The sequence below is a fragment of the Cysteiniphilum sp. QT6929 genome (assembly GCF_030035755.1).
Classification (GTDB): Bacteria; Pseudomonadota; Gammaproteobacteria; order Francisellales; family Francisellaceae; genus Caedibacter; species Caedibacter litoralis.
This window is the reverse complement of the sequence record NZ_CP103983.1, coordinates 1,936,766-1,958,042: the sequence shown is the minus strand read 5'-3', so window position 1 is coordinate 1,958,042 and position 21,277 is coordinate 1,936,766. Positions and strand designations below refer to the sequence as shown.

Genomic DNA, 21,277 nt, shown 5'->3' with positions numbered 1-21,277 from the left:
ATCACAAAGCATTTTACAGAATTTTTTGCTTTGTTTTTTGCGTGCTTTTGGCAAGTTAAATTTTGACAATAGTCCTAACTATTACCTGCAATCCAACTTGCCAAAATCCTCACAAACTACTTTACAATCAAACACCGCAAAATGATTTACGATGGGTATTACAAACAGTAGTCTAGATGAGATTTTAACTTTTGCACACGAAAACATGCCCGCAAATCAGCTAAGGCTTCATTAAAGTTATCATTAATAATGACATAGTCATACTCATTGGCATGCGATGCCTCGTTTTGTGCGTCTTGCATGCGTCTTGCAATCACCTCTTGTGAATCCTGCCCCCGTTTGACTAAGCGCTCATGCAAAGCGTCCAAGTTTGGCGGCAGTATAAAAATACTAACACAATTATTTTTAAAGATTTCTCTGGCTTGCCTTGCGCCTTGCCAATCAATCTCTAAGATCACATCTAAGCCTTTCTGTGTCAGTGCATTAACCGATGCTTTGGATGTTCCATAATAATGATCAAACACCTTGGCATATTCGATAAAGTCACCTTCTGTAATCATTTTTTCAAATACTTCATGACTGACAAAATGATAATGCTGTCCATTAACTTCTTGCGGACGTGGCTTGCGCGTTGTATGTGACACGCTAACCGCAACGCCATCGTTGGTCTCAATAAGCGCTTTTAACAATGAAGTCTTCCCCGCACCTGAGGGGGCAGAAACAATATAAACCGTACCTAACTTGCTCATTTTATTAATGATCCAAAAGTTCATTCACTGTATTTACGCCAAGCGTTGTCTGCACATGCGCCATAAACTTTTTACCCAGTAGTTTATCGCGAGTTGCTAACTCAAAGTTGGCAATCAAAAACCCAAGCTTATCACCACAATCATAACGCGTACCTTCAAAGTTATGTGCGACAAGCCGTTGTGTTTCAATCAGCTTGGCAATGGCATCAGTTAGTTGAATCTCACCACCGGCACCTTTAGGAATTGTTTCAAGATAATCAAAAATCTCCCCTGGCAATATATATCGACCAACGACGGCATTAGTTGACGGTGCTTTCTCAGGTGATGGCTTTTCAACAATCGCTTCAATGCTCTGATCTGCACGCGTTTTGACGATCCCATAAGAGCCCGTATCTTTCTTTGGTACATTTTGCACCGCGATAACACCGCATTTTTGATAATAATATTGATTCATCATTTGTGACAACGCGCCCTTGCCATCAACATTATCAATTAGATCATCCGCTAATAGCACAGCAAAAGGTTCATTACCAATTAAAGGCTTGGCACATAAAACCGCATGCCCCAACCCTAGCGCTTCTTTTTGTCTGACATAGGCACAGTTAACACCCGCAGGTAAAATATTGCGCACTGTTTCCAATAGTTCAAGTTTGCCTTTTTGCTCAAGATTATACTCTAGCTCAAAGTTCTTATCGAAATGATCTTCTATCGCGCGCTTATGCGTGCTCGTCACAAAGATAAGTTCATTGATCCCTGCTTCAATCGCTTCTTCAACCGCATATTGAATCAAGGGTTTATCGACGACTGTTAACATCTCTTTTGGCGAGGCTTTCGTTGCTGGTAAGAAACGCGTCCCTAATCCGGCAACTGGAAATACCGCTTTTGTAATCTTCATTTGTTTACTCCTAGTGTTTAGCCACCAATGGCTTTAACCTTATCGTTAATCCATTGGTAACAATATTCATTTAGCTCATCAACACCCAAATCACTTGGTGAAACAGCTTGCCCAAAAGACAACGTCACAATACCTGGTTTGATCAAACCTGCCTTATTTGGCCAAAACTTACCTGAATTATGCGCCACAGGCACGACCATTGCACCACTGGATTTTGCTAATGTAATCGCCGTTTTATGGAACTTAGGATATTGCCCAACAGGCACACGTGTCCCTTCCGGAAAAATCACGATACTTAAACCTGACTTTAAACGCTCTTTACCCATTTGTAATACTTTCTTAAAGGACTTTAAGCTTTGCTTGCGATCAATCGGAATACTATCAACAGCTTTTAAACCTTGCCCAAACACGGGGATCCTTAGAAGCTCTTCTTTTAACACAAAACACACATTATTTAACAAACCATGGAATACCACGGTTTCCCATGAGGATTGGTGTTTGCACACATAAACACACGGCTCTTTTAAGAGATTCTCTCGACCTTCGGTTTTAACGCGTAGCCATAAGAAAACAACAAGCCCCCAACGTGTTAATATTGACCAAACTTTTGCTGGAATTAAACGCACAGCTATCGGCAATCTTAACATGCCTAGAATCACTGTTAACGTCGCTAAAACGGTGGTCAATATTAAGACATAAACCACAAAAATGATTTGTCTTAGCCACAATATGCCATACCATAAGCCTTTCATTAGATTCATATCACAGCCTCCACAAACTGCTGTAAATTATCAAATATCATTACACCCGCTAGTTCACTTTGATGCTTTGCCAATGTTTTTAAGCCCTTACCAGTTTTAACCAAGATCGGTGTGCAATTCGCCTTTCTTGCCGCTTGGATATCTTTAAAACTATCACCGACAAAAAAAACCTCTGGACTCAATGCAATGTCAAGTTTCAGACTGATCTCATCAAGCATGCCTGTCTGCGGCTTGCGACAGACACAATCCATATCCGGCGTATGCGGACAATAGGCAATATGCTGAATGGCATCTTTATCTTCAGCTAATAGGTTATATAACTTATCATGCATGCTCATTAATGTCGCAAGATCGAAAAGTCCACGCCCAACACCTGATTGATTCGTTGCTATTGCCACAGGGATATTTTTTGCTTTAAGCTCAATAATCGCCTCAATACTTCCAGGAATAGGCTGCCACTCATCCGCTGATTTTATATAATCATCCGAATCTTCATTAATCACACCATCACGATCAAGAATAATAAGTTTTGGTGCTATCGCTTTTATTTGTTTTGTCATACAAAGAATCAATTACTTAATAAGATACTGACGTTTGTCTTTCACGTCACGCCATTGATCTGCATCTTCAGGTGGATCACACTTCTCTGTTATATTATCCCATTCTTGCGACAATTCACGATTAAGCTCAACAAACTCTAACTGATCTTCTGGTAACTCGTCCTCTGAATAGATCGCATTGACAGGACATTCCGGTTCACACAATGCGCAATCAATACACTCATCAGGGTTAATCACCAGCATATTCTCACCTTCGTAAAAACAATCTACCGGACACACCTCAACACAGTCACCAAATTTACATTTAATACAACTTTCTGTTACCACAAATGGCATATACCCACACCTTTTAGCTTCTTAAAAACGTCAATATTTTAACACTTACCCAAGGTTTTAAAAGATTTATTAACACTCAACCTTGCAACTTCTGTAAGACATACGCAAGCTCTTTTGAAATGACAAAATTATTACGCACCAGTAAATTAATCGTCTTTGCTTCAAATTGATCCAAAAACCAAAATTTAGTGGCAAAGTCATACACGGCATTGGCACGCAAATAAATACTGTTAATACCTTTTTGAAACTCACGCTCTAGCTTATGTTTTGGTGGCATTTTCACAACAATACTTTGCTTTTGCATATCATATGTTGCACAACAATCTGCTTTTAATAGCGCCATTTGCGTTTGATAATCTCTCATTTGCGCTGGCCGTTGCTGCTGAGTTTCTTCAGTAACACGGTGATTTTTTACTACTTGCGCCTTTTGCAGTTGCTGTTGCAACATATAGTTTTGCTCTTTTAGCAATTTATGTTCTTGAATAAGCTGATCAAACCTTGCCTTAGATCCATAGTAATTAACCTCCAGATGATCATTCCTCTGGCGTATTTTTTTTATCTCATGTTCATACTTATGTATTTTTGTTTTAATTTCTTGATCGATATAATCTTGCAACTTTTCCTTAAGATTGATGGCAACCTCTTTATGTTCTCGCAAGGCGCAAGATAATAACACCTTATCAATCACAGAACCTAAACCTAGCACTGTTTTTTCAGGAGGTTGCACCACCTCTTGCTTGGCAATCATTTCCGCTTTTTTAGTATCTTCTTTATATAAAAGGACTTTATCTGCCACATCAAAAAAAGAATAATGCTTATCAAGTAATTTACGCACTTTGGAAATCGTGACTTCCTGCCCGTCACGTTTTAACATATGACATGCTTCATTCACTTGAGATTGGCTTAACATAGGCTATCCTAAATTATCTCATCGTGGCGCTTTGTTAATATTTCAACACCATTTTCAGTCACTGCTAACGTATGCTCCCATTGTGCTGATAAACTTTTATCTTTAGTTACAGCCGTCCAGCCATCACGCAATACCGTCACTTGCTTTTTACCGGCGTTAATCATCGGCTCAATCGTAAATGTCATACCAGGTTTTAAAACAGTCTGTAAAGACTTGTGCTCATGCGCCTGCTTTGAGACATAATGCAATACTTGCGGCTCCTCATGGAAACCTTGACCGATACCGTGACCACAGAACATTTCAACCACGGAGAAGTTGCGCGACTTGGCATGCTTCTCAATCGCTTGTGCGATATCATATAAGCGATTGCCAGGCTTGACCTGCTCAATCCCTTTGATCAGACATTCATAAGTCACATCTGTTAATCGTTGTGCGAGTATTGATGCTTTTTCGCGCCCACCAACAAAGAACATCTTACTGGTATCACCATGAAAGCCATCTTTAATAACCGTCACATCAATATTTATAATATCACCCGCTTTAAGCTTCTTTTCTGCAGGAATACCATGACACACAACATGATTAATCGATGTACATACTGATTTTGGAAATCCTCGGTAATTCAAACAAGCAGGAATAGCCTGTTGCTTATCAACGATATAATCATGGCATATCTTATCAAGTTCTGCCGTTGTCACACCGGGCACAACATATGGTTCAATCATTTCTAGCACTTCAGCCGCCAAACGACCTGCTACACGCATTTTTTCAATTTGTTCAGGTGTTTTTAAAATTATATTAGTCATGAATTCAGTTACATTATCTTTAACGTAGTAAACGTCGTATTGTACATGCATTGCTTGTTGCATTTCAATCTAAAGCCAAAAACTAGTATTAATTTTATTGTCTTTGGTTAAAAGAGAATTTGAAAAAGTCCTATACTAGAAACAAAAAAGGCTCCCTAAGGAGCCTTTTGAATTTGTGTTGTGTTGCGATGTCCCATCGTCTTTCAATGTCGAATAATTTGGCGGTGTCCTACTTTCACATGGCGAATGCCACACTATCATCGGCGTTATTCAGTTTCACTTCTGAGTTCGGAATGGAGTCAGGTGGTACCTAAACACTATTACCGCCAAAATTTTAAGCTTCTTTTCAGAAACCTCTAACAATCTATCATAGAGTAATAACCAAGTCTCTCGGGCAATTAGTACTGGTTAGCTTCATACATTACTGCACTTCTACAGCCAGCCTATCAACGTCGTAGTCTTCAACAACCCTTCTAGGGGATTTAATCCCGGGAGATCTCATCTTGAGGCTGGCTTCCCGCTTAGATGCTTTCAGCGGTTATCCATTCCGAACGTAGCTACTGGGCAATGCCTCTGGCGAGACAACCCAAACACCAGCGGTTCGTTCATTCCGGTCCTCTCGTACTAGGAACAAACCCTCTCAAATCTCCTACGCCCACGGCAGATAGGGACCGAACTGTCTCACGACGTTCTAAACCCAGCTCGCGTACCACTTTAAATGGCGAACAGCCATACCCTTGGGACCTGCTTCAGCCCCAGGATGTGATGAGCCGACATCGAGGTGCCAAACTCCTCCGTCGATATGAACTCTTGGGAGGAATCAGCCTGTTATCCCCGGAGTACCTTTTATCCGTTGAGCGATGGCCCTTCCATTCAGAACCACCGGATCACTAAGACCTACTTTCGTACCTGATCGAGCCGTCACTCTCTCAGTCAAGCGCACTTTTGCCTTTATACTCTTGGTGCGATTTCCGACCGCACCGAGTGCACCTTCGTACTCCTCCGTTACTCTTTGGGAGGAGACCGCCCCAGTCAAACTACCCACCATACACTGTCCTCGGCTTAAGCCTGAGTTAGAACTCCAAAAATATCAGGGTGGTATTTCAACGGCGACTCCTTCAGAACTAGCGCCCTGATCTCACAGTCTCCCACCTATCCTACACAAATATTTTCAAAGTCCAGTGCAAAGCTATAGTAAAGGTTCACGGGGTCTTTCCGTCTAACCGCGGGTACGCAGCATCTTCACTGCGATTTCAATTTCACTGAGTCCCAGATGGAGACAGTGTGGCCATCGTTACGCCATTCGTGCAGGTCGGAACTTACCCGACAAGGAATTTCGCTACCTTAGGACCGTTATAGTTACGGCCGCCGTTTACCGGGGCTTCGATCCAGAGCTTCGCTTGCGCTAACCCCTTCAATTAACCTTCCGGCACCGGGCAGGCGTCACACCCTATACTTCCTCTTTCGAGTTCGCAGAGTGCTGTGTTTTTAGTAAACAGTCGCAGCCACCTGGTATCTGCAACCCCTTCAAGCTCCAGACGTGCGTCCTTCACCCTAATGGGGCACACCTTCTCCCGAAGTTACGGTGTCATTTTGCCTAGTTCCTTCACCTGGGTTCTCTCATCGCCTTGGTATTCTCTACCCACCCACCAGTGTCGGTTTACAGTACGGTCAATCATAATCTATGCTTAGAAGGTTTTCCTGGAAGCAGAGCATCAATCTCTTCGTCAAGCAAGCTCGACTTCGTCTCACGCCTCAGATCAACATATGTCCGGATTTACCTAAACATACTACCTACACGCTTTCACCCGGACAACCATCCGCCGGGCAGACCTAGCTTTCTCCGTCTCTCCATCGCAATTACAATCGGTACAGGAATATTAACCTGTTTCCCATCGACTACTCCCTTCGGATTCGCCTTAGGGGCCGACTTACCCTACGTTGATTAACATTGCGTAGGAAACCTTGGGTTTTCGGCCAATAAGAATCTCACTTATTTATCGTTACTCATGTCAGCATTCGCACTTCTGATATCTCCAGCAAACTTCTCAATTCACCTTCTTCAACTTACAGAACGCTCCCCTACCACTCAGAGGACAGATGACAGATGACTGAAAACAGATAAATCAAAACTACATCCACTTCTTATGAAGACCACTTAACATCTTTGCTATATCTCGATACTCATCGCTAAATCTTTCCCAATCAGACTTAGTAATATAATCCAGATCGTAACAATATCTTATCCATACTCGCATCTCTTCAGCCGATCCAATCGCTATTGCCAAATAGCGTTTAAAATCAACCTTGGATATACTTTGCTTACCAAATCCTTCCGCAATATTTGCGCAAATTGACTTGCTCGCTCGCCTTACTTGATCCGCCAGAGCATATTGCTCAACTTTCGGCATCTCCAAGCTTAACTTATGTATTTCCAATGAAACTTTATATGCTTTCTGAAAAACCATTAAGTCTTCAAACTTTTCTATAGATTTCATTATTCTGTCCTCTGTCTTCTGTTTTCTGTCCTCTGAATCCGCAGCTTCGGTGTATCGCTTAGCCCCGTTAAATCTTTCGCGCAAGCCGACTCGACCAGTGAGCTATTACGCTTTCTTTAAAGGGTGGCTGCTTCTAAGCCAACCTCCTGGCTGTCTATGCCTTCTCACATCGTTTACCACTTAGCGATAACTTGGGGACCTTAGCTGGCGGTCTGGGCTCTTTCCCTCTCCACGACGGACCTTAGCACCCGCCGTGTGTCTCCTGTGATTAAACTTCGTCGTATTCTAAGTTTGCATCGAGTCGGTAAGGTCGCAAAACCCCCCTAGTCGAAACAGTGCTTTACCCCAACGAGTTATTCACAAGGCACTACCTAAATAGTTTTCGGGGAGAACCAGCTATCTCCGCGCTTGATTAGCCTTTCACTCCGATCCACAACTCATCCCATAATTTTGCAACATTACCGGGTTCGGTCCTCCAGTTGGTGTTACCCAACCTTCAACCTGGTCATGGATAGATCGCGTCGGTTTCGGGTCTACTCCTAGCGACTAATCGCTCTATTAAAACTCGCTTTCGCTACGGATCCCTTATTCAGTTATCCTCGCCACTAAAAGTAACTCGCTGACCCATTATACAAAAGGTACGCAGTCACATGTCTATACATGCTCCCACTGCTTGTACGCAAACGGTTTCAGGTTCTATTTCACTCCCCTTATCGGGGTTCTTTTCGCCTTTCCCTCACGGTACTGGTTCACTATCGGTCAGTCAGTAGTATTTAGCCTTGGAGGATGGTCCCCCCATCTTCAAACAGGATTTCACGTGTCCCGCCCTACTTATTCGCATACCTAGTTCCACTCATAAATTTTCGTCTACAGGGCTATCACCTGCTATGGCCATCCTTCCCAGAATGTTCAACTAATCTATGTGCTAAAATATGCCAGGCTCTTCCCCGTTCGCTCGCCGCTACTGAGGGAATCTCGGTTGATTTCTTTTCCTGTGGGTACTTAGATGTTTCAGTTCCCCACGTTCGCCTCTTAACCTAAGTTAAGATAGTTATCAAAGATAACTGGGTTTCCCCATTCAGACATCTCCGGATCAATGTTTATTTGCCAACTCCCCGAAGCTTTTCGCAGGCTATCACGTCTTTCATCGCCTCTGACTGCCAAGGCATCCGCCGTTTGCGCTTATTCTCTTGGTCATTACTCTATAATAAATTGTTAAAGATCTCTTCTTGTGCTCAAGACATTCACCTGACCTGCGTTGCTTCAAATCATTCAAGCAATCATTTATTTTTATAAACTCTTGCTTTCATTCTTCTCGCGCCTTGATCAGATAAATCTCTTTAGCACAATATAATAATTAAAATTAAGTTAAATCAAATCAAAGCATTCTTTGAACCTTAATTAAATATCGATGCGTAGATGGTGGAGCCAAGGAGGATCGAACTCCTGACCTCCTGCGTGCAAAGCAGGCGCTCTCCCAGCTGAGCTATGGCCCCTTTTCTGAAAACTGAAGACTGATGACTGAGGACAGATAATCGTATCGCTTCGCGATGATCTATTTAAAATAAATCCATCAAGTTTGCTTGATCCAAATTCTGTCTTCTGTCTTCTGCCTTCTGTTCTCTGTCTTCTGAATTGGTGGGTCTGAGTAGACTTGAACTACCGACCTCACCCTTATCAGGGGTGCGCTCTAACCAGCTGAGCTACAGACCCAATCTACTGAAAAAACATCAATTGTAAACACTTAAACACTTCTTGCTATTCTCTTAATATCTTTGTACCTAAGTACCTTTAAGGAGGTGATCCAGCCGCAGGTTCCCCTACGGCTACCTTGTTACGACTTCACCCCAGTCATGAATCACAAAGTGGTAAACGTCCTCCTTACGGTTAGACTATCTACTTCTTTTGCAACCCACTCCCATGGTGTGACGGGCGGTGTGTACAAGACCCGGGAACGTATTCACCGCGGCATTCTGATCCGCGATTACTAGCGATTCCGACTTCATGCTCTCGAGTTGCAGAGAGCAATCCGGACTACGAACACCTTTCTGAGTTTCGCTCCACCTCGCAGCTTCGCTTCCCTCTGTAATGCCCATTGTAGCACGTGTGTAGCCCTGCCCGTAAGGGCCATGATGACTTGACGTCGTCCCCACCTTCCTCCGCCTTATCAGCGGCAGTCTCTCTAGAGTGCCCAACTTAATGATGGCAACTAAAAATAAGGGTTGCGCTCGTTGCGGGACTTAACCCAACATTTCACAACACGAGCTGACGACAGCCATGCAGCACCTGTCTCATAGTTCCCGAAGGCACAATCCAATCTCTCAGATCTTCTATGGATGTCAAGGGCAGGTAAGGTTCTTCGCGTTGCATCGAATTAAACCACATGCTCCACCGCTTGTGCGGGTCCCCGTCAATTCCTTTGAGTTTTAACCTTGCGGCCGTAGTCCCCAGGCGGAGTACTTATCGCGTTAGCTGCGCCACTAAGTCTTTTACACCAGACCCAACAGCTAGTACTCATCGTTTACAGCGTGGACTACCAGGGTATCTAATCCTGTTTGCTACCCACGCTTTCGTCCCTCAGTGTCAGTTTAACCCCAGATTGTTGCCTTCGCCATTGATGTTCCTTCCGATCTCTACGCATTTCACCGCTACACCGGAAATTCCCCAATCCTCTAGTAAACTCTAGTTAAACAGTATCAAATGCAGTTCCCAGGTTGAGCCCAGGGCTTTCACATCTGACTTATCTAACCACCTACGAACCCTTTACGCCCAGTAATTCCGATTAACGCTCGCACCCTCCGTATTACCGCGGCTGCTGGCACGGAGTTAGCCGGTGCTTATTCTTTAGGTAACGTCAAATTATCTAGCTCTTAACCTGATAACCTTCCTCCCTAACTAAAGTGCTTTACAACCCTAAGGCCTTCTTCACACACGTGGTATTGCTGGATCAGGGTTGCCCCCATTGTCCAATATTCCCCACTGCTGCCTCCCGTAGGAGTCTGGGCCGTGTCTCAGTCCCAGTGTGGCTGATCTTCCTCTCAGAACAGCTATGGATCATCGCCTTGGTGAGCCTTTACCTCACCAACTAGCTAATCCAACGCAGGCTCATCGTACAGCGACTGCCTAAGCAACCTTTGACCCGAAGGTATCATGCGGTATTAGCAGTCGTTTCCAACTGTTGTCCCCCACTGTACGGCAGATTCCTACGCGTTACTCACCCGTCCGCCACTAGCCAGAAGACAGATAACAGAAGACTGAAGACAGTAGTCGAATCGCCTATGCGATAAATTAATTTAAACATCTAAATTTAAAATAATCCATGCAGCTTGCTGCATTCAACCATCTGTACTCTGTCATCTGTATTCTGTCTTCCGAACCCGTTCGACTTGCATGTGTTAAGCATACCACCAGCGTTCAATCTGAGCCAGGATCAAACTCTTCAGTTTAAATCCTTAGATCATCAATTCCCGTCCTAAAACAAGAATTAACAATCCGCAAAAATTTTTGCTCAAAGTATTTAAGTATCTACATTTTATATCTCTTTAAACATCTCTCAAACCTTGCTACCAAGGCGTTTCTCGCGAACATTCTCGCTGAGAACGAGGTGCCATTATACACACCAATTCTCACCCCGCAACCCCTTTTTTCATCTTTTTTAACTTTTACAGCTTTTTATTGAGTTTTGATTGGAACGTGATCTAAAAATCCATCGAATTGATTGATTTGCGACCACCGAGAGCAATCCTCACTGCTTAAACCTCCTGTTTCAGTTTGACAAACCCCTATTTTAAACTTTAATGTAAACACAGGAAATGACGACTCAACTGCTAAGGATGCTTTATGCGAGCGGGATATTTTATACTTTTTATCACATCGGTTTTACTTATAAGTGGCTGCAATGACTCAACACCCTCTTATCAAGGATATACGGAAGCTGATCTGCGCTATCTATCATCACCGAACTCATCTTCACTAAAGACGCTTTATGTGCACAAAGGTGAATTTGTGAAAAAAGGCACGCTTATCGCCACCTTAGATGACATGCCGTACAATGCCCAACTCACAGGCAATATTGCCAAAATCAATTCACAAAAAGCACTATACCATGATCAACAATCTGGTAAGCGCGAAGAATTTATTAGTGAGGTGGAATTTCAGATTGAAGCAGCCAAAGCCAAGCACCTCTATGCCGAACAGCAATTTCAGCGTGATAAAAAACTCTTAGCAGATAAAAGCATTTCTCAATCACAGTTTGATCAAAGCAAGAGTATTGAAAAAGAAACCAGAGAAACCTTGAGCTCTTTACAATCCAAACTGGCTTCATTAAAGCTGCCAGCACGCCCCTATCAAATTAGCTCACAACAAGAAAACGTCAAACAAGCCGAGTCTGAAAAAGAAATTGCCGATTGGACATTAGCCCAACTTAATATTAAAGCGCCTGATAACGGTTATATCTATGACATCTTTTATTGGCCTGACGAACAAGTGCAGGCTTATCGTCCTGTTGTTTCTTTTTATATCCCTTCAAAGATGCGTATTATCTTTTATGTACCTGAACAGATCTTAAAATCAATTCATCTTGGTCAATTGATTAATTACACAATAGATAATAATAACGACAGCAACCCACAACATGCGACGATCTCCTATATCTCACCAAGCGCTGAATACACCCCACCAGTTATTTATAGTCAGACCACCTTGGATGATCTGGTTTTCCGCGTTGAAGCAAGACCTGATAAAGTGGGCTCGGAAATTCATCCAGGTCAACCAGTTCGTATATTCTTAAACTAGGCTTGGAGAGTAGCCATGCAAACATCTTCTGATCAAGCGCTTGATGAACAACCCATTATTAAAGTTGATGGACTGTGCAAGTCTTTTGCGGGCAAATTAGTGGTTGATCATGTCAATCTAACCATCAACCAAGGCGAGATTTATGGCTTTCTGGGTCCTAATGGCTCAGGCAAAACAACGACAATACGCATGTTAAGCGGTCTTTTGCCACTTGATGCAGGTGAAGGCACTTGTTTAGGATTTGATGTTAAAACCCAAGGCAATCTTATTCGACTTAATGTTGGCTATATGACGCAAAAATTTTCACTGTATGGTGATTTGACCGTTGAAGAAAATCTATTATTTATTGCGCGTATCTTTGGATTGAAAAACCCGCGAACAGCAGTAGCACGTGCTGTTGATCAATTAAAGATTGGTAATGCACGCAAAAAACAAAAGGCAGCTGAGCTCTCTGGTGGTTGGAAACAACGCCTAGCTTTAGCCTGTGCTACCATTCACAACCCCAAGCTTTTGCTCCTTGATGAACCCACCGCAGGGGTTGACCCCAAAGCCCGTCGCGAGTTTTGGGATGAGATCCACAGACTGTCATCAGAAGGTGTCACCACTTTAGTTAGCACACATTATATGGATGAGGCTGAGCGTTGCCACAAACTCGCTTATATTGCTTATGGCAAACTGCTTGTAAAGGGTACCTTGAAAGAAATCATTCAACAGTCTGAATTAAATACGTTTGAGATCACCGGTCCAAGATTGCAGTCGCTTAAATCAAAGCTTGAAGACATCTCACACATTGAGCAAGTCTCTTTATTTGGTCAAACACTACATGTATCTTCTAAAAAAACAATTGCACTTGACAATATTTTAGCGCAAACACTAGCTAGCGATTACCAACATAATCAAATCACACCAACACTAGAAGATATATTTATCCATTTAATGCTAAACAATAAGGATAATTTCTCATGAGTTTTGCCATTAACTTAAGACGCTTACTTGCCATTTTATTCAAGGAATTTGTGCAAATGCGTCGCGACAAAAGCACCATCATGATGCTTATTGGGATACCTATTGTGCAATTAGTTCTTTTTGGTTATGCCATTAATCTTAATCCCAATTACCTACCATCGGTAGTGATCAATAATGACCCAAGCCAATTCACACGCACATTAGTTAGCGAACTGCAGAATACCAAATACTTTGAATTTACCAGCAATAAAATGGGTTTCAATGAAGCGCAAGAGGCACTTGCGCGCGGTAAGCTATCGTTTATCTTTGTTATTCCGGCTGATTTCACACAAAAATTGATTCGTGGCGAGAAACCAGAGCTTTTGGTGATTAATGATGCCGCAGAGCCTTCTGGTGGTGTCAATGCCATTTTGGCACTTAACAAATTGGCTGAGAGCGTTTTCAATCATGATTTAAGTAAAAACGGTTTGCAGTACCTCAAAACCGATGACCCACCTTTTAAGCTAGTCGTCCACTCCAAATATAACCCTGAAAATGATACACAATTCAACATAGTGCCAGGACTTATTGGTGTTATCCTGACGATGACAATGGTTATGGTTACTTGCTTATCAATCATTCGTGAATGGGAAAGCGGCACCATTGAAACATTACTGGCAACACCATTAAGACCGTTGGAGGTCATGCTTGGCAAGATTATCCCTTATCTGTTCGTGGGTTACGTGCAGATGTTTATTATTCTATTTGCCGCATTTTTTCTCTTTGATGTCCCCATGAATGGCAGTCTTGGCACATTACTGATCTATACATTACCGTTTATCTTAGCCAATCTTTTTGTTGGTATTTTGTTCTCAACCCTTTCAAGCAGCCAACTGCAAGCACTGCAAATGACGATGTTTTTCTTTCTACCGTCTATTTTGCTATCAGGCTTTATGTTTCCATTTTATGGGATGCCGCGCTGGGCACAGATTCTTGGCGATTGCTTACCGTTAACGCATTATTTAAGAATCGTTCGCGGCATTATGTTAAAGGGCAATGGCTTTGTCACCGCAGTGCCCGAAGTCGGCGCTTTGCTTTTATTCACAGTGATTATTGGCATTATCGCGATGTTGCGTTACAAGCAGACATTATAATCATTTTCTTATTCCTAAAGACCTAAGACTGAATCGGCATATCATCACGCGCATTAAGCTCATCAAATGCCGCAACCATGATCATAATAATAAATGGCAAAGTTAATGCATCGACAAAGACAATAACAACATGCTCAATGCCAAAGTTCATATCACCAGCATGACCTATTGCCATAAACAGCGCATAAACAACATACTTAAGTAAAAGCACTAACATCACAATAAAGCCTAATTGCAAGGCATAAAGAAGATTGCCTGTTAATAAGCGAAAATTCTCACGAAAGCTCATCCACACACCCACATTACCAAGAAGCACCGTCGGCAATAGGATCAGCGTGAAACTTGCCGCTAACCACAGACCAAATATATTTAAGAAACTTGCCAAAAACCATAAAAAGCCATTTAAAATGCAGACCATTAAGAATAAGGGAAAGCGCTTTTTGAAAATGACAAATGCTTTTTTGATCACCTCTTTTTGTGCAACACCTTCTTTAAGATAATTACCGCCAATACATACCAAAAGCCCATAAACACACATGGTCACAAACATCGAAAACAAACCTAAAAATGCCAAGAACTGCGCATCTGGTAAACTATCTGGCAATTTCCCTGATTGCATATAGCTTTGTATCGCCTCACCAACCCCTGAGTTTAGCGCATATAGTTTAAAATACTCCGCAATCGCTGCACTGATAACTGCCAATAAAAAGCACGATTTTAGTGTCGCACGATACATCTGCCATGCACTTTTAAGGGTATTAACAATAGCACCTTTATTTTTTAACATTGATTATTTCCGTAAAGCCATTTGACCTAAAAAAGTTATTGTGGCAGATTAATCAAATCTTATAGTTATAGCAATGCTTAGATGGCAGGAATTTAAATATGGAATTCTCAGATCGCGTTAAAGATCATTTTAGTAACTCAATTCAAACAAGCATCCTCATTGCCGATGGCTTAGCCGATGCCATCGCTCATGCCGGTCAAGTGTTGGTGTCAAGCATTTTATCTGGCAAAAAGATTTTAAGCTGTGGCAGTGGCGGATCTGCCGCACTTTCTAATTACTTTAGCACCCAGCTTTTACATAAATTCTCGATGGAGCGTCCGGCATTGCCCGCCATCTCCTTATCTAGCGACAGTGCGGCATTAACGTCTATTGCCAATGATCACAATTTTCGCTATGCCTTTTCACAGCAAATTAGCGCTTTAGGGCAATCTGAAGATATTTTGTTATGCATGAGCACCTCAGGAAATGCTGAAGGTATCGTAGAAGCGATCAAAGTAGCACACGAAAAAAATATGCATATTATTAGCTTAACCGGCAAAGATAGTGGTAAGATACGTGCCATGTACAGGCCGAGTGACCTTGAGATTTGCATCCCTTCTGAGCAAGTTGCTTGTATCCACGAAGGACAATTGACAATTATAAACTGTCTTTGTGAAGCAATTGACCATGGTCTCTTTGGCGTATAACCAAATATAAATATTTAGTGATAAAAGTTATAACTATGAAAAAACAACTTGTTTTTCTCGCTGCGTGCGGAACACTACTACTTTCAGGGTGCAGCATTTTCACCCCCTACACGCCACCGATTCAGCAAGGCAAGATCATTTCTCAAGACATCATGAAACAGATTAAGCCTGGCATGACCAAGGAGCAAATTAAGTACATCCTAGGCACACCAGATGTGATTGATCCTTTTGCCCAAGATCAGTGGAACTATATCTATAGCTTCCAAAACTCATTTGACGCCCCGCGCTCGGAAAAACAACTCATTTTAACATTCAAAGATAACAAGCTCGCGCAAGTAAGTGGTGATTACTCACCACCTGAAACCGTTTATATCAGCAAGTAATTCTTGCCATCACATAGATAATTCAACTTTTTCCACCTATACTGTCTAGCATGTAATGGATAACCATTTGATTGCTTATGACTCAGCACGGAATCAGTAGTTTTCTACTTAGCCAAAACCTTATTAATAATGATGATCTTGAACAAGCTATTGATGAAATAGACAATAGCAATGAGCCGCTTATCACTCATTTGATCAACAAGAAGCTACTTGATGCCAATGCATTTGCCATTGAATCATCGCAGTTTTTTAACTTGCCTCTTTTTGATCTGAATGCTTATGATTTGGATTTTTTCCCACGTGCTTTTTTGGATGAGCGTTTAATTAATGACTACGTCTGTTTGCCACTTTACAAAAAAGACAACACATTACTATTAGCAACCAGTGATCCATTAAACCTAAACGCCGTACGTGAGTTTCGCTTTTTCAGCAATCTAGATATTGAACAAATCATTGTTGATGACACACACCTTAGACGCTTCATCAAAGAAGTGACCGAGAACACCACTGACAATGCTATGAAAACGCTTGAAGGCATGGATCTTGAAGAAATTGACCTTGATATTGTTGAGGCTGATGACTTTGAAGATGATGATGACTTTGGTGATAACGATGAGCCGGTGATCAAATACATCAATAAGATTATTGTTGATGCAATTAATAAAGGCGCTTCGGATATCCACTTTGAACCGTATGCTACAAACTTCAGAATTCGTTATCGGATTGATGGACTTTTGCAAGAGATTGCCACCCCCCCACTTAAAATCGCCGCACGAACTGCCGCTAGAATCAAAATCATGTCTCAACTAAATATTGCAGAGAAACGTATTCCGCAAGATGGACGTTTTAAATTAAAAATCTCCAAAACACATGTCATTGATTTTAGGGTCAGCACCTGTCCAACGGCATTTGGTGAGAAAGTTGTTTTAAGGATTTTGGATCAGGCAAAGACTAATCTTAGTGTTGATAAACTGGGCTTTGAACCGCACCAACAAGAAATTTATCTCGCGGCATTAAAACAATCTCAAGGCATGATCTTGGTAACAGGTCCAACAGGAAGTGGTAAGACAGTCACACTTTATACTGGACTACACATTATCAACACCATTGATAAGAATATCTCAACCGCCGAAGACCCAGTTGAAATCAATGTTAATGGTATTAATCAGGTGCAAATCAATAACAAGCAGGGTCTGACCTTTGCCCGAGCCTTGAAGTCTTTCTTACGTCAAGATCCCGATATTATTATGATTGGTGAGATTCGTGACTTTGAAACAGCAGATATTGCCATTAAAGCCGCACAAACGGGGCATTTGGTATTATCTACTGTACATACCAACAGCGCACCGGAAACCTTAAACCGCCTATTAGACATGGGAATTCCGCACTATAATATTATCTCCTCTGTGTCACTGATTATCGCGCAGCGCTTGGCACGTAAGCTCTGCCCACATTGTAAAAAACCAGCTCCTGATATTAGCCGTGAATTATTATTAGACATGGGTATTCGCCCAGTTCATGTTGAAAAAGAGTTTACCGCATATACCAATAACCCACAGGGTTGCGCGCGTTGTTTTAAAGGATTTCGTGGACGCGTTGCTATTTATGAAGTGATGCCATTGAGTCTTGCGATGAGTCGCTTGATTGTCGAGGGTCGCAGCACACTAACGCTTGCTGAACAGGCACAGCGCGAAGGGATTGATAATCTACAGCAGTCTGCTTTAATCAAAGTAGTGCATGGTGTCACTTCAATTGAAGAAGCGCACCGCGTTACCTCAATGTAATACTGACCAAGGTGAATAGATGAAAACAGCAAAAAAAACCAGTATCAAAAAGCAAACGTTTCTGTGGTCTGGCTATGATCGCCGCAGCATTAAAACCAATGGTGTTATTGAAGCGATCAACATTGATCTTGCCAAAGCACAGATTGAGCGCAATGGGATTAAAATCAGCAAAATCAAAAAGCAACCGATTGAGCTATTCCCACAGCGTATTAAAGAGGCTGAGATTACCTTGCTCGCGCGACAATTAGCCACCATGGCACATGCAGGGGTGCCGATTATTCGCGCTTTAGATACAATTATGGAATCAAGCAAAAACACCTCATTTAAGAAGCTTCTTATTCAGATCAAACAAAGCGTTGAAAGTGGTAACTCTTTTAGTGATACCCTCAAGATGTATCCTAAATACTTTGATAAACTCTTTTGTAGTTTATGTGCCGCAGGTGAAGAGTCGGGAACGCTTGATGTTATGCTTGATCGCGTTGCCTCACATCGCGAATCAGTACAAAGCATTAAAAAGAAAGTAAAAAAGGCACTAACATATCCTGTGATGGTCATCGGAGTTGCCATTATTGTGACTTGGGTTTTATTAAACTATGCAGTACCTGCATTTGCTAATATTTTTATCTCATCAGGCACTAAATTGCCAGCCATTACCAAAATTACCATTGATATTTCTGAGTTTAGCCAGAAATATTGGTGGATTTTAGTTGTCATCGTCGTTGCAATCATCGTACTCTTTAAAGTAGCTAAAAAACGCTATCCCAAAGTACAAGTATGGATCGACTACACTTTACTTAAAGTGCCGGTATTAGGTAAAGTGATTCAAAAATCCTCACTTGCCCGTTTTGCGCGCACGCTTGAGACCACCTCATCAGCAGGGATGCCTTTGCTTGAGGCGTTAACGACAGTTGCCAATGCTACAGGTAACTCACGCTATGAAAAAGCGACATTATTTATCAGAGATGAAGTATCCAAAGGACGCACAATGTTGCATGCTGCCTCTGAAACCCATGTCTTCCCAGGGCTTATGCTGCAGATGATCTCAGTGGGTGAAGAATCAGGGCAAGTTGAGGAAATGCTTGCCAATATCGCCAAGATTTATGAAGAAGATGTCGATGTCCTTGTCACTAATCTCAGTAGCGCCTTAGAGCCTATTATTATGATTATCTTAGGTTGTATCGTCGGCTTCTTGGTTGTCAGTATGTACGTGCCAATGTTTAACCTTGGTGAAGCGCTTTAATTCGCACAATCATCCATGCCATTTAATTTACCCTGTGCTTTCAAATCACTTAATGCTTTCCAGCTACTATCACTACACCCTTGCGGTTGAGCCGTTGGCATGCACCATGCAGTCCAAGTCCCTTTATCAACGGTTTGTAGACATTGTTTAAACCCCGGTACTTGCAAATAAGCAGGTGGCAAAACTTCTGTTGTTTTCATATTCACATCCTTTGTCGTTGAGTGATCAGTATCCTTTTGCGCCAATGTCACATAGGCACTCATTACCATTTTTTTAGAAACGCTAAGATTATCGTTATTGCTTGGTGCAGCATCTGCCAACACATTCATTTTAGTATACATAACCGCACGCGGCTCAATAGCAGATTCATTAATACTGTAACTCACCGAGCGAATAAAATAATCGCTATTGGTTTTGCTATTGAAATCATTCACATATTGCTCAATCGACTGATACATCGAAATCATGGTATTGTCTTTGGCTTGATCTAGCATCTCAGGGGTTGGATCGAAGTTAACGACCTCAACTTTGAAACGACTATTATTTGAGTTATTGTTCTTTAACTCTTTTTGTAAGATTTTAATTTCTTCACTGGTTAAGCGTGCTTGAATAACCAAGCGAATATTTTGCGCACCGCTATCTGCTTGTGTTTCTTTATAATCAACAACTTTCCAGTCAATCTTTGGTAAAACACCCGATAGATTTTGAATCGCTGCTTTTTGAATAATAGTATTATCACCCTGCAAAGCAGTTGCATTGACAATGATATTTACCAATGCCGTGTCTGATTTAACGATGACCTCGCTACTTTTAGAAAAGCTAATCGTTGATTCTGAAGGGGTGTTATTATCAGCATAAGCATTCAAACACAACAGTGACGCTGCACTTAATAAGATGATTTTTTTTGTTTTATTCATTAAATTTTTCCTAAACAATTTTCATTTGACTTGACGCTAACAATTCTATCTTTTTTGAATAACAACCACTACCTTGATCCAGCATTTACTTGCAAATCCACACCTTATCTAACCTGAGTTCGGAATTAAAATCCTTGATTTAAAAGGGTTTTATGGTGTTAAAATAAGTAATTCTTATGGTAATTTCTCAAGATCAACATGATAGAACTACTTATTTCAACATTTTGCCGCATAGACGACTTTTGCATTATCTATGAAAAGCAACTTAAACTCAAACAAATTGGCATGGATAGAAACAGAAAATATGGCAAAGCGCAACAGTTAGCAGTGAGTGAAATTATGACAATTCTTATTATGTTTCAGATAACTCAATATCGCAATTTCAAAACATATTACAACGAGTTTATCAAAGTTTATTGGCATGAATATTTTCCTCAAGCGCCATCGTATAATCGCTTTGTAGAGCTGATGAGTCAAGCGATTTTACCGTTGTCTTACTTTTTAACTTATCATCAAGGTGAGCGCACTGGTATTTATTATGTTGATGCAACAAAACTGCCAGTTTGTCATAACTTACGCGAGAAAAATCATAAGGTTTTTGAGGGACTAGCAGGTAAAAGCAAAACGAGTACAGGTTGGTTTTTTGGGCTGAAATTGCATCTTGTGGTTAATAATCTTTGTGAGCTTGTTAGCATTCGAGTCACTCGTGGCAACACTGATGATAGGACGCCATTGTTGGATATGTGTAAGGAACTTCAAGGGATGATTTTTGGCGATCGTGGTTATGTATCCAAAGCCAAAGCAGAATGCCTTGCAGAGCAAGGGCTTAAATTGATTACTACGCTCAAAAAGAATATGAAAAAGCTATTTAGGACTCCACAGGAAAAGCAATTGTTACGGCATAGAGGTATGATTGAAACTCTATTTGATCATTTGAAAAATAGTTTAATGTTGTGGCATACAAGGCATCGCTCACCTGTAAATGCATGCACACATTTGATGGCATGCTTAGCTGCATGGGTTATCGATCCTATCTCTATTGTGGGCCAGAAAAGATTGAGTGTTTTATGAA

The 21,277-nt window shown here is 41.6% G+C and carries 17 protein-coding genes, 2 tRNA genes and 3 rRNA genes; 8 read left to right on the top strand and 14 right to left on the bottom strand.

Going from position 1 to position 21,277, the window contains the following annotated elements; all coding sequences use genetic code 11:
* Positions 1–158 precede the first annotated feature (158 nt).
* The 12 genes from gmk to NYP54_RS08465 form a co-directional block, all read right to left on the bottom strand.
* Entirely contained in the window at positions 159–749 is a 591-nt protein-coding gene (gmk, locus tag NYP54_RS08520) for a guanylate kinase (protein WP_283156143.1), read from the bottom strand.
* Positions 750–753: 4 nt separating this feature from the next.
* Positions 754–1,644, bottom strand: a complete 891-nt coding sequence (gene galU / locus NYP54_RS08515; protein WP_283156142.1) for a UTP--glucose-1-phosphate uridylyltransferase GalU — start codon at positions 1,642–1,644, stop codon at positions 754–756.
* A 17-nt stretch (positions 1,645–1,661) separates the two neighbouring features.
* Entirely contained in the window at positions 1,662–2,405 is a 744-nt protein-coding gene (locus tag NYP54_RS08510) for a lysophospholipid acyltransferase family protein (RefSeq protein WP_283156141.1), read from the bottom strand.
* Positions 2,402–2,965: a D-glycero-beta-D-manno-heptose 1,7-bisphosphate 7-phosphatase gene (gmhB, locus tag NYP54_RS08505; RefSeq protein ID WP_283156140.1), complete on the bottom strand. Its 564-nt coding sequence runs from the start codon at positions 2,963–2,965 to the stop codon at positions 2,402–2,404. The genes NYP54_RS08510 and gmhB overlap by 4 nt, the downstream gene beginning before the upstream one ends.
* A 12-nt stretch (positions 2,966–2,977) precedes the next feature.
* A complete protein-coding gene (gene fdxA, locus NYP54_RS08500) occupies positions 2,978–3,301 on the bottom strand; it encodes a ferredoxin FdxA (protein ID WP_117002322.1) in 324 nt (107 codons plus the stop codon).
* Between the two features lie 76 nt (positions 3,302–3,377).
* Complete coding sequence (locus tag NYP54_RS08495; RefSeq protein ID WP_283156139.1) at positions 3,378–4,211, bottom strand: hypothetical protein; 834 nt, start codon at positions 4,209–4,211, stop codon at positions 3,378–3,380.
* Between the two features lie 8 nt (positions 4,212–4,219).
* On the bottom strand, positions 4,220–5,017 hold the full coding sequence (map, locus tag NYP54_RS08490) for a type I methionyl aminopeptidase (RefSeq protein ID WP_283156138.1): 798 nt from the start codon (positions 5,015–5,017) through the stop codon (positions 4,220–4,222).
* A gap of 216 nt (positions 5,018–5,233) precedes the next feature.
* Positions 5,234–5,348, bottom strand: a 5S ribosomal RNA gene (rrf, locus tag NYP54_RS08485).
* A 46-nt stretch (positions 5,349–5,394) separates the two neighbouring features.
* A 23S ribosomal RNA gene (locus NYP54_RS08480) occupies positions 5,395–8,711 on the bottom strand.
* Between the two features lie 224 nt (positions 8,712–8,935).
* Positions 8,936–9,011, bottom strand: a tRNA-Ala gene (locus NYP54_RS08475).
* Between the two features lie 140 nt (positions 9,012–9,151).
* A tRNA-Ile gene (locus tag NYP54_RS08470) sits at positions 9,152–9,228 on the bottom strand.
* A gap of 79 nt (positions 9,229–9,307) precedes the next feature.
* Positions 9,308–10,961 (bottom strand): 16S ribosomal RNA (locus NYP54_RS08465).
* Together the 16S, 23S and 5S rRNA genes with 2 tRNA genes alongside form the textbook arrangement of a ribosomal RNA operon.
* Positions 10,962–11,355: 394 nt before the next feature.
* Between NYP54_RS08465 and NYP54_RS08460 the strand changes: the two genes are divergently transcribed.
* Genes NYP54_RS08460 through NYP54_RS08450 form a run of 3 tightly spaced genes read left to right on the top strand, consistent with a single transcriptional unit; the run spans position 11,356 to position 14,408 of the window.
* On the top strand, positions 11,356–12,309 hold the full coding sequence (locus tag NYP54_RS08460; RefSeq protein ID WP_283156137.1) for an HlyD family efflux transporter periplasmic adaptor subunit: 954 nt from the start codon (positions 11,356–11,358) through the stop codon (positions 12,307–12,309).
* 15 nt (positions 12,310–12,324) lie between these two features.
* A complete protein-coding gene (locus NYP54_RS08455; protein ID WP_283156136.1) occupies positions 12,325–13,275 on the top strand; it encodes an ABC transporter ATP-binding protein in 951 nt (316 codons plus the stop codon).
* Positions 13,272–14,408 (top strand): ABC transporter permease, encoded by a 1,137-nt coding sequence (locus NYP54_RS08450; RefSeq protein WP_283156135.1) that lies wholly within the window; start codon positions 13,272–13,274, stop codon positions 14,406–14,408. Before NYP54_RS08455 ends, NYP54_RS08450 begins: the two co-directional genes overlap by 4 nt.
* A gap of 22 nt (positions 14,409–14,430) precedes the next feature.
* Here the strand turns inward: NYP54_RS08450 and NYP54_RS08445 are convergent, their stop codons facing one another.
* Complete coding sequence (locus NYP54_RS08445; RefSeq protein ID WP_117003996.1) at positions 14,431–15,195, bottom strand: hypothetical protein; 765 nt, start codon at positions 15,193–15,195, stop codon at positions 14,431–14,433.
* A gap of 98 nt (positions 15,196–15,293) precedes the next feature.
* Between NYP54_RS08445 and NYP54_RS08440 the strand changes: the two genes are divergently transcribed.
* The 4 genes from NYP54_RS08440 (at position 15,294) to NYP54_RS08425 (ending at position 19,288) form a co-directional block, all read left to right on the top strand.
* Positions 15,294–15,881 (top strand): SIS domain-containing protein, encoded by a 588-nt coding sequence (locus tag NYP54_RS08440; RefSeq protein WP_283156134.1) that lies wholly within the window; start codon positions 15,294–15,296, stop codon positions 15,879–15,881.
* Between the two features lie 35 nt (positions 15,882–15,916).
* Positions 15,917–16,264, top strand: coding sequence for an outer membrane protein assembly factor BamE (bamE, locus tag NYP54_RS08435; RefSeq protein ID WP_151194311.1), 348 nt, complete (start codon positions 15,917–15,919; stop codon positions 16,262–16,264).
* A 77-nt stretch (positions 16,265–16,341) separates the two neighbouring features.
* Positions 16,342–18,048 (top strand): type IV-A pilus assembly ATPase PilB, encoded by a 1,707-nt coding sequence (gene pilB, locus NYP54_RS08430; RefSeq protein ID WP_117003993.1) that lies wholly within the window; start codon positions 16,342–16,344, stop codon positions 18,046–18,048.
* A gap of 19 nt (positions 18,049–18,067) precedes the next feature.
* On the top strand, positions 18,068–19,288 hold the full coding sequence (locus tag NYP54_RS08425; protein WP_283156133.1) for a type II secretion system F family protein: 1,221 nt from the start codon (positions 18,068–18,070) through the stop codon (positions 19,286–19,288).
* Here the strand turns inward: NYP54_RS08425 and NYP54_RS08420 are convergent.
* Positions 19,285–20,205, bottom strand: coding sequence for a hypothetical protein (locus NYP54_RS08420; RefSeq protein WP_283156132.1), 921 nt, complete (start codon positions 20,203–20,205; stop codon positions 19,285–19,287). The genes NYP54_RS08425 and NYP54_RS08420 overlap by 4 nt on opposite strands.
* A 198-nt stretch (positions 20,206–20,403) precedes the next feature.
* On the opposite strand from NYP54_RS08420, the gene NYP54_RS08415 reads away from it, so the two are divergent.
* Positions 20,404–21,276 carry an IS982 family transposase gene (locus tag NYP54_RS08415; RefSeq protein WP_283155809.1) on the top strand — a complete coding sequence of 291 codons (873 nt, stop codon included), beginning with the start codon at positions 20,404–20,406 and terminating at the stop codon, positions 21,274–21,276.
* Position 21,277 lies beyond the last annotated feature (1 nt).

Bases quoted from the DNA above. Each gene is read 5' to 3' on its own strand.
- gmk (WP_283156143.1), bottom strand. From the start codon at position 749: ATGAGCAAGTTAGGTACGGTTTATATTGTTTCTGCCCCCTCAGGTGCG.
- galU (WP_283156142.1), bottom strand. From the start codon at position 1,644: ATGAAGATTACAAAAGCGGTATTTCCAGTTGCCGGATTAGGGACGCGT.
- NYP54_RS08510 (WP_283156141.1), bottom strand. From the start codon at position 2,405: ATGAATCTAATGAAAGGCTTATGGTATGGCATATTGTGGCTAAGACAA.
- gmhB (WP_283156140.1), bottom strand. From the start codon at position 2,965: ATGACAAAACAAATAAAAGCGATAGCACCAAAACTTATTATTCTTGAT.
- fdxA (WP_117002322.1), bottom strand. From the start codon at position 3,301: ATGCCATTTGTGGTAACAGAAAGTTGTATTAAATGTAAATTTGGTGAC.
- NYP54_RS08495 (WP_283156139.1), bottom strand. From the start codon at position 4,211: ATGTTAAGCCAATCTCAAGTGAATGAAGCATGTCATATGTTAAAACGT.
- map (WP_283156138.1), bottom strand. From the start codon at position 5,017: ATGACTAATATAATTTTAAAAACACCTGAACAAATTGAAAAAATGCGT.
- NYP54_RS08460 (WP_283156137.1), top strand. From the start codon at position 11,356: ATGCGAGCGGGATATTTTATACTTTTTATCACATCGGTTTTACTTATA.
- NYP54_RS08455 (WP_283156136.1), top strand. From the start codon at position 12,325: ATGCAAACATCTTCTGATCAAGCGCTTGATGAACAACCCATTATTAAA.
- NYP54_RS08450 (WP_283156135.1), top strand. From the start codon at position 13,272: ATGAGTTTTGCCATTAACTTAAGACGCTTACTTGCCATTTTATTCAAG.
- NYP54_RS08445 (WP_117003996.1), bottom strand. From the start codon at position 15,195: ATGTTAAAAAATAAAGGTGCTATTGTTAATACCCTTAAAAGTGCATGG.
- NYP54_RS08440 (WP_283156134.1), top strand. From the start codon at position 15,294: ATGGAATTCTCAGATCGCGTTAAAGATCATTTTAGTAACTCAATTCAA.
- bamE (WP_151194311.1), top strand. From the start codon at position 15,917: ATGAAAAAACAACTTGTTTTTCTCGCTGCGTGCGGAACACTACTACTT.
- pilB (WP_117003993.1), top strand. From the start codon at position 16,342: ATGACTCAGCACGGAATCAGTAGTTTTCTACTTAGCCAAAACCTTATT.
- NYP54_RS08425 (WP_283156133.1), top strand. From the start codon at position 18,068: ATGAAAACAGCAAAAAAAACCAGTATCAAAAAGCAAACGTTTCTGTGG.
- NYP54_RS08420 (WP_283156132.1), bottom strand. From the start codon at position 20,205: ATGAATAAAACAAAAAAAATCATCTTATTAAGTGCAGCGTCACTGTTG.
- NYP54_RS08415 (WP_283155809.1), top strand. From the start codon at position 20,404: ATGATAGAACTACTTATTTCAACATTTTGCCGCATAGACGACTTTTGC.